Source organism: Ruegeria sp. F11, assembly GCF_056533855.1.
On the sequence record NZ_JBQFOW010000003.1, the window covers coordinates 370,098 to 378,523 of the forward strand.

The window sequence follows — 8,426 nt, forward strand, 5'->3', positions numbered from 1 at the left end:
TCCGTTCTGATCGCTGACTGAAACCATAAGCTGCCCGGGTGAAAGCTCAGAACGTATAGTCTTGCCCGTGAGGATAAGTTTTGCTTAGCCTGATCGCATGACAACCCGCATCCCTTCGCTCAACTGGCTCCGCGTGTTCGAGGCCGCCGCCCGCACCGAAAGTTTTTCGCGCGCGGCGAGCCAGTTGAACATGTCTGCCGCCGCAGTCAGCCAGCAGGTCAAGGCCTTGGAAACCCGGCTTGGAACGCCATTGTTTCACCGCCATGCCCATGCGGTGACCCTGACCGAGGCGGGCCGGGCCTATCTGCCCTCGGTCCAGCAATCGCTTTTGATGTTGGAAACGGCGACGACCGGGCTATTTGGCGAAACGCGCGAGCAGCGGCTTTATGTCCAGTCGGTGCTGCTGTTCGCGCATGGCATTCTGGCCTACGGTTTAGCGGAATTTCAACGCGAGCAGCCCCAGATCAACCTGTCGCTGTCCACAGGCAATCTGATTGCGGATTTTGCCAACCAGTTCACCGATCTTCAGATCGTGTTCGGTAACCCGACGCTATTCGGCACCGAAGGCGACGAGTTGCTGCGCGAGCGTCTGTACCCCGCGGCCTCGCCCGATATCGCGGCTGCAATCAAATCGCCGCAAGACCTCTTTCAATTCACCCTGATCGAGGTTTCCACTCACCGCGCAAGCTGGTTGCATCTGTTCGAAACCCTAAGATTGCCCGCAGGGCAGGCGCGGTATTTCTTCGCCGACAATTCGCTGATGGCCGCGGAACTCGCCGCCAGCGGAGGTGGAATTGCCTTGGCCCGCGCTCCTGCATCAGACCGGATCATGAAACTGTCGGGGCTTGTGCCTTGCCTGCCGGGGGTCGAGGTGTCCGGGCAGGAAGCCTATCACCTGATCTACCCATCGCGCGCCTCTTTGCGACCCTCGGCGCGGGTGTTTCGGGATTGGCTGCTGGACTACAGCGCCGCAGTCCAGACGCGATAGCGCCCCTGCCCCGTCACCTCGCGGATCAGGCCGCGACGGGTAAACCGGTCGATATTGCGCTGCACCGCTGCTCGGGACGCGCCGGTCAGTTCCTCGGCCAGCGGGGCCGATACCATGGGCCACGCGGTCAGAACATCAATCAGGCGTGGCGGTGTCCGGCCGCTCAGGTCTTCGACCGCTTCGCGCGCGCGGGTTTCCCAGGCGCTCACCCGGTCAAGATGCAGCAAGGCCGCCAGAACCGCCTGCCCTGCCCCCTGCACCCAGGCCGCCAGTTTTTCTCCGGGCTCACCGGTCCCGCGCAGCGCACCCGGCCCCGACAGGGCCAGCGGCATGAACAGCGCCCCGCCCCGCCCCATCGACGCGGCATGGCGGGCAGCGACAATTGCCGCCTCGGTATCCTGCCCAATCCCTTGCGACAGCGCACGCCAGGCATGAAAGGCGATTGCGGCCTGCGTTACCGGGTGCAGACCTTCCGCATTGCGCATCACCTCAGCCAGATCGGCCACAGATTCCGGTACTTCCTCAATCCCCTGCGCCATCCGGTCCAGAAAGGCGGTCAGTCCGGCCTCCCACCCACCGACCGAGGGCGCGGCCCCCGCGGTCAGGCGCCGCACTGCCCATCCGGCACGGAACAGGGCCTGTACATCGTCCCCGGTCGCGCCGATCCGCAACCCGGTCCAGAGCGCCAGGCGATCCACGCTGATGCGATCGCCTGTCCACCAACCCAGATCGGACACATCCATCAGGGCGAGGCGATGGGTCCACCCCTCGGGCCCCGCCCGCAACCGTTCATCCAGAGCACCGAAGGTCAGCGCAAGGTCGGCCAGTTCAGCCGACAACCCATCCTGAGCCGCACGCCAGTCGCGCGGGTCAAACAGCGTCCGGGTATCGGCCCGCGGCCCCGGCGGCAGAAACGCGTCCTGCGGCTCGTCATCCTCGGGGGGCAGAAACCAAAGGTCGTCTTCGGATGGCTCCGTGTCATAGATGCTCTGAGGCCCCAGATCCTCGGCCTCGTCATCCGGTTCGGGCATGACACGTTTCGACTTCATGCCCGGTATTCTTTGGGCATTTGCGCCGCTTCACAAGGGGTTTTCTGTCAGCTCGAGAAGGATTGCATCAAAACGTTCAACTCACCGTCCAAATCCGCCTGCGCACCGTCGCCCAAGACCATGTAGCCATACCCGTCCTGCGCCCATGTCGCGGTTGCCAGCCCGCTGAGAACCGCGTGTTTGACATCCTTGTTCGGAGCCGCCGGACCCTGACGGATGACACAGAAGGCAAAGGGCTGCCCTTGTTCGTCGGCAAAAACGATCTGAATCAAAGGCTTGCCCTTGAACGACAGGACCTGCGCCCGTTTCAGTTCCAGCCCCGGCAATCCTTCGAGCGTCTCGCGGTTCAGGGACCGGCCCAGCCGCTGCTCCGCCTGCGCGAATTGTGCATCCAGCAAGGCAGGCGTGCTGTCCAGCGCCGCGATGGTTTCGGGCGCATAGAGAGATTGATAGATCGCGGCCTGTTCGGCCCACCCCATCGGGGCCGGGCGGGTCGCCCAGAAGGTCAGCGCGATGGCTGCAATCGCGGCAGAGGCCGCAACGGCAACCAATCGAAGGACACCCCCGGCGCGTGCCGGTTCTGGCAAGTCGATAACCGGGACATCTGACGGCAGCTTGTCGAAAACCTGCTGCACCATCGGGGCAATCGGATCGAGCGCCATCATGCGCTGCTCAAGCTCGGCATCACTCTCAACCGCAGCCTCAATGGCACGGCACTGATCTTCATCCAGCGTGCCTTGTAGATAGGCGAGAAGCGTGTCGTCAGAGACCTTCATTTGCCACTCCGTTGCGCGGCCCCGGCCGCCTCATGCTGCATAACGGTTTTCAGCTTTCGCCGCGCGTTCGACAGGCGGCTCATGATCGTGCCGATGGGAACCTCCAGCAGCGCTGCGGCCTCGCGGTAACTGTATCCTTCGACAAACACGAGCATAACCGTTTCTCGCTGCGCCTCTGGCAGGTGCATCACCTGAGTAAACACTTCAGACGCGAAAATATTCGTCTCGGCATCCGGCCCGCTTGCGACCAGATCAGCCTCGGGCGTCACAGACAGCGCCTGCGCCCGTCGAACCGACCGCGCGCGCACCTCGTTCAGCCAGATTGAGCGGCAAATTGTCATCAGCCAACTGTCCAGCCGATCATGCGATGTCACCTGATGGTGCCGTTCCAGAGCCCGCAGACAGGTGGTCTGCACCAAATCATCCGCCACATCCGACGCCCCCGACAACGCAAGAGCAAACCGCCAGACGCGTTTCGAATGCGCCTGCACTGCCCGCCGTACGGCTTGTTCGGAAGTGATCTTAGTGCTCATCGACCAATACATGACCTGTTTTGTATTACGGACCGGGCCCGTGCAATCAGGAGTGACATAAAAGTTCGGAGAGGGAAATGAAACTTCTGTTGAGAGCGGGAACGATTACGGCAGCGTATGCTTGAAATCCCCACCCATCGACAGATTGGACACCGACCCCAACGGCTCGCATATGACTTGCGGTGCGATCAAAAAGGCACCGTGAGCGAAGTGAACGGTCTCACCAATCCCAGTGGCCAGATCATCCCAAACGGCAAGACCGAGATTGAGATCGACCTGTCCTAGCTTGAAATCACTGCTGACATTCGGAACAACCGCATGATTGAATATGTGTTCCACAATGCGGGAGTTGCGAGCCGTGTGATAGAGTTCGATATGGCCGAAATGTCAGGCTTCTGAGCGATTAGAACGCTGACTTCTATCAAAGTGCTGAGTACGCGCCCAAGCCAAACTAGGCGATGGGCGTTTAGACGGTGTCCACTAGTAGCCGCTTGAACTTGGTATTCTCGTCACCAAGGACCTCATTTTGGCAACGTCGGATACCTAACTACCGCCGTATTTGGACCACCGCTTGTAGAATGTCGCATCGCTGATCCCACGTCTGCGACATAGTTTCTGAGCGCCGAACCCAGCTTGATGCTCTTTAAATCTGATCTTCGCTGAAACGGCTTCTTTTTTGTCTGTCTCTTCAATTGGAGAACAGGCTAACCCGACAGGCCAGACATCTCAGGGGGAGCGGGTCACAACTCTTGTAATTACACCAATCTTCCAGGTTGTTGACCACAACCCAAAACGGATCGGCCAAGTTTAAAATATTCCAACCGCTTCAAACCTGTACTTGATAGTTGCCCGCAAAATAAAGCCCAAAACGGCCAAACTTGGCAACAACACCCTGTTATTTTGGGGATCAGAGAATTGTAAAATAAACTCAGGTAACGCTGCTCGTCCTTTGTTGGTGTGAAAAACTTGTGCACTTTCTGCCTATGTTGTGAACATACGAACCGCCACCTGCTGATGAACAGGGACACAGCTAATATACTCGTAGCGATACCCAGTACGCTCAATGTACTCTTGGAATGCTTTGTACTCGTGTTGCTCCCATCCCGAGTAATTGAAGTATTCGTCGAATACGAGAATGACCTCATCTTTAAAGTGCGGGTGCAGGCAATCAAAGATAGTTTTGGTGGAACTGTAAAGATCACAGTCAATGTGGACAAATCCGATTTTCTGCTTCAGAGACGCTGCAAAATCCGGCAGAGTTTCATCGAACCAGCCCTCAATAAGTTTGATGTTTTCACGGACCTCCGGCAGATTGTCGAGCGAGAAGAGGCCTTTGTCGAAACCTTCGCGCCACTTCTCTGGAAGACCCTCAAAGCTGTCGAATCCAAAAATCTCGGCATCTGAAGCCGCGTTTTCCGCGATCAGGTTGATTGACCGCCCGAGATACACACCGAACTCCAGATAGATAGCCTGCTCACCCGCCTCTTCGACGCAATCGCGCAGAAAAGCATCAAGTGTTTGAAACATCTTGGCCTTGTTGAGATGTCGATTGAGGTATCTTGCCGACGAAAAGGCGGCCTCGAGTTCTGCGATACTGCGCAAATCATACCCATCAACCGTTGGGTGATACAATGGCAGTCGAAAAGCTGGCGGTGCGTCACTCAAGCGTGCAGTTAGTGCCTTCAGTTCTTCTACCGAAGCCTCGATTGACTTGACCCGATAAGCTGTGGGCCTCACTTTGCGCCGTAACTTTGCCGCCAAATGAGAATACCAAGGCTTTTCGGTTGTGGTCATCTCTATGCCCTCTGAATGTATCTTGCCGTTCGTCGCCGGAACTCCTTATAGGCTTTCGCCTTCGTGTCAATCGGTGCATCTTTTTGATATGAGAGAAACAAGGTGACGGGGTTACGGAAGGGAGTAGTTTCAACATTGCTTCCAGCACCGAGCCCGAAGAGTATGTGACAAAACAGCCATTGATCGTAACCGCTTAGGAGAAAACGGCAATCTCCTTTCCCGCAGCCATTTCGGTTAAATGAAAATTGCTCCGACCCGGACATCCCGCGTCTGTCGCTGCGTCCGAGATTTGCTTAACGTGGGTGTATCCAAAAGTTAGACTACGGTGCCTATCCGATTGCTGCCGGATGGTAGACGCCTCGGATCGCGTGCCGAAAATCGCAGCGTATTGCCCCTCGCGCAGGACGTCAAACAAAGGCGCGCAAGTCAAATTTTCCCGGTTGTGGCTTGTTAGCGTCTGTTGCTAGAAGTCGAAGTTTGCTTCTGCTGGCTGGAGACCCAGCAAGTTCCCAGAAATGTCTCGGTTCCAATCAATCGAATAAGCCCTTGGCGGGGTAAGAACCCATTGTTTTCACGCCTATTTTACTGTATCAGAAAGTCAACTCTGGATGAGAAATGCGTGTTTTCAGTCAATTCTAATCCGTAAGAGCACACTTGGGTTTTTTGGAAAAACGCGTCCACCGAGCTTTCGCGATGCAAACGCGACACAGGCGTGGCACCAAAACACGTTCGAAATTGATTACAAATTGTGACGCGCCAGAATAGCTCCCTAAAGTGCGGTTGTATCGATAGGATCAGACGAATACCGTAAGGCAGAGGCCACATCTGGACTTCAGAATTTTCGTCCATTTTGGCTTACCATAGGGAAGTCGCCAATTTCGCCGAAAAGGCTTGGTTCGTGCCTCAAAAATGACAACTTAGGCGTGAATTTTGCCACAGATTATTACACTCAAGGCCACACAATGACCGTTAATATACCAAGCCCGCCCTCATCCTCACCAGTCAGTTCAATTCAGGGGAACGTAGCTTACGGGGATGGCAATCCTAATACCACTACTGTCCTCACTTATAATTTTGACCAATACAATGGGTCCCAATTTTGGTCCTCAGCATACAAAGCGGACTACAGGGCAGCACTTGACGCCATTGAAGCGGTCGCAAATATCCAGTTCGTCGAAGTCTCGGATTGGTCAAACGCCGATATCTACGCAGTGATTGCATCCTATCCAAGCAGCTTTTTTAATTCTCCCAATACCTTGGGCTACCATTACGGACCGTCGTCGCTGCCATCGGAAGGTGCATTTAACACAGGCTATTGGCAGGCCGGTCCGGGCGGGAACGGCGATCCCGGTGGTTATTTCTTTACCACTTTGATTCATGAACTCGGTCACGCCCTTGGGTTAGGTCACCCTCATGACAACAGCTTGGGAACGACAATAATGAACGGCGTAACGTCACCGTTCGGTTCCTTCGGGGCTGGTAACCTGAACCAAGGCTTCTTCACTGTTATGTCTTACAACGACGGATGGACACAACGTGATGGCGTGCTAAGAACTGACGCCACATACGGCGGATCTACTGGGTTCGGCGCTCTGGACATTGCCGCATTGCAGGCAATGTATGGAGCGAATAACTCGACCAATGGGGGCTCGAACACCTACACTCTTGCGTCCTTCAACACGGCCGGCGTTGGTTACCAAGCCATTTGGGACACGGGCGGAATTGACACGATTCAGCATACCGGCAGTAGCAACGCTCGAATAGATCTACGTCCGGCAACCTTGGACTACACGACACTTGGTGCAGGAGGCGTGTCCCACGTAAACGGTGTCAAAGGTGGCTTTTCTATTGCTGCTGGCGTCATCATAGAAAATGCATCGGGTGGTTCTGGCAACGATACGATCTTTGGTAACGCTGCCCAAAATACACTGAATGGCAATGGCGGCAATGATGTCATTCATTCACGTTCGAATGGCACCAATAACAACACGATCAATGGTGGGGGTGGGAACGATACAATTTACCTGGCCAACGGTTCCGGCGCTGATACTGTACACGGCAACCAAGGAAACGATCTCGCTGTTGTCAGAAACAACACCGGCTCTTTTATAGGCGGATCAGGCACAGACACAGTTCGGTTCGTGAGCGCCACCAGCAGCTATTTGTTTCTGAACAACGGATTCGAGTATGAGTTCTTTGACGTCATAGACCGAACCACATTCACAGTCGCATTTGACGTTGAGCTTTTTGAGTTCTCAAACGGATCGCAAAAGTATGATCTATCGAGTTTGACGGCGGCCACTCAAATAGTGGATATCGAGACTACGGGCACAATTTTGCAACATGCTGCGCAGGGGATTTATCTGCTTGGTGGCAACACGGCCAACATTGCTGTGACCCGTGACGGAGCGGTAATAGGCGAAAATTCGATCAATAGCTGGCAAGCCTTGCAAGTTCAGGCCAGTTTTTCTGGCGGCTATAAAATGTTGTGGCAACATACCAACGGTAGCTACCGGGAGTGGACGCTCGATTCCAGCGGAGCATTTCTCTCTGGTCACGCCGTCAACAATGTCGTTGATGTGGAAGCGTTCTATGGTGTTGATCTTAATAACGATGGCATAATCGGGCATGTCACCACCCCAGTTGAGAATGCAGGATCGTCGACCCTCGCCTCGTCAACACGCGGCATGTATCTGATTGACGGCAGCACCGAGATCACCTGGAACGGGGCCACTATGGGGCCAAACAGCCTCAACGGATGGAGCGCCATTCACGTCGAAGCCGACGGCGGTGGATACCGCGTCCTGTGGCAGCATAACAATGGCAATTATGTCGAGTGGATCCTTGACAGCCAGGGCGAAAGAACAAGCGGCGGCAGCGTGGCGAATGTGGTCGATGTCGAGGTGTTCTATGGTGCCGATCTAAACAACGACGGTACGATTGGGCATTTCAACACCACAATTGAGAACGCAGGATCGTCGACCCTCGCCTCGTCAACACGCGGCATGTATCTGATCGACGGCAGCACCGAGATCACCTGGAACGGGGCCACTATGGGGCCAAACAGCCTCAACGGATGGAGCGCCATTCACGTCGAAGCAGACGGCGGTGGATACCGCGTCCTGTGGCAGCACAACAATGGCAATTATGTCGAGTGGATCCTTGACAGCCAGGGCGAAAGAACAAGCGGCGGCGGCGTGGCGAATGTGGTCGATGTCGAGGTGTTCTATGGTGCCGATCTAAACAACGACGGTACGATTGGGCATTTCAACACCACAATTGAGAA

The 8,426-nt window shown here is 55.6% G+C and carries 6 protein-coding genes and 1 pseudogene; 2 read left to right on the top strand and 5 right to left on the bottom strand.

Going from position 1 to position 8,426, the window contains the following annotated elements:
* Positions 1-97 precede the first annotated feature (97 nt).
* Positions 98-988, top strand: a complete 891-nt coding sequence (locus tag ACR0NJ_RS06140) for a LysR family transcriptional regulator (protein ID WP_480816242.1) — start codon at positions 98-100, stop codon at positions 986-988.
* Here ACR0NJ_RS06140 and ACR0NJ_RS06145 read toward each other — a convergent pair.
* From ACR0NJ_RS06145 to ACR0NJ_RS06165, 5 genes and pseudogenes are all read right to left on the bottom strand, one after another.
* A complete protein-coding gene (locus ACR0NJ_RS06145) occupies positions 961-2,037 on the bottom strand; it encodes a helix-turn-helix domain-containing protein (protein ID WP_480816243.1) in 1,077 nt (358 codons plus the stop codon). The genes ACR0NJ_RS06140 and ACR0NJ_RS06145 overlap by 28 nt on opposite strands.
* A 47-nt stretch (positions 2,038-2,084) precedes the next feature.
* Positions 2,085-2,813 (bottom strand): hypothetical protein, encoded by a 729-nt coding sequence (locus ACR0NJ_RS06150; RefSeq protein ID WP_480816244.1) that lies wholly within the window; start codon positions 2,811-2,813, stop codon positions 2,085-2,087.
* Positions 2,810-3,346 carry an RNA polymerase sigma factor gene (locus tag ACR0NJ_RS06155; RefSeq protein ID WP_480816245.1) on the bottom strand — a complete coding sequence of 179 codons (537 nt, stop codon included), beginning with the start codon at positions 3,344-3,346 and terminating at the stop codon, positions 2,810-2,812. The genes ACR0NJ_RS06150 and ACR0NJ_RS06155 overlap by 4 nt, the downstream gene beginning before the upstream one ends.
* 475 nt (positions 3,347-3,821) lie before the next feature.
* Positions 3,822-3,995: pseudogene (locus tag ACR0NJ_RS06160) on the bottom strand (transposase); the annotation flags it as partial.
* Positions 3,996-4,327: 332 nt separating this feature from the next.
* Positions 4,328-5,140: a class I SAM-dependent methyltransferase gene (locus tag ACR0NJ_RS06165; RefSeq protein ID WP_480816246.1), complete on the bottom strand. Its 813-nt coding sequence runs from the start codon at positions 5,138-5,140 to the stop codon at positions 4,328-4,330.
* A gap of 962 nt (positions 5,141-6,102) precedes the next feature.
* On the opposite strand from ACR0NJ_RS06165, the gene ACR0NJ_RS06170 reads away from it, so the two are divergent.
* Positions 6,103-8,426, top strand: a 2,324-nt coding sequence (locus ACR0NJ_RS06170) for a M10 family metallopeptidase C-terminal domain-containing protein (protein ID WP_480816247.1), incomplete at its 3' end; no start/stop codon positions are given.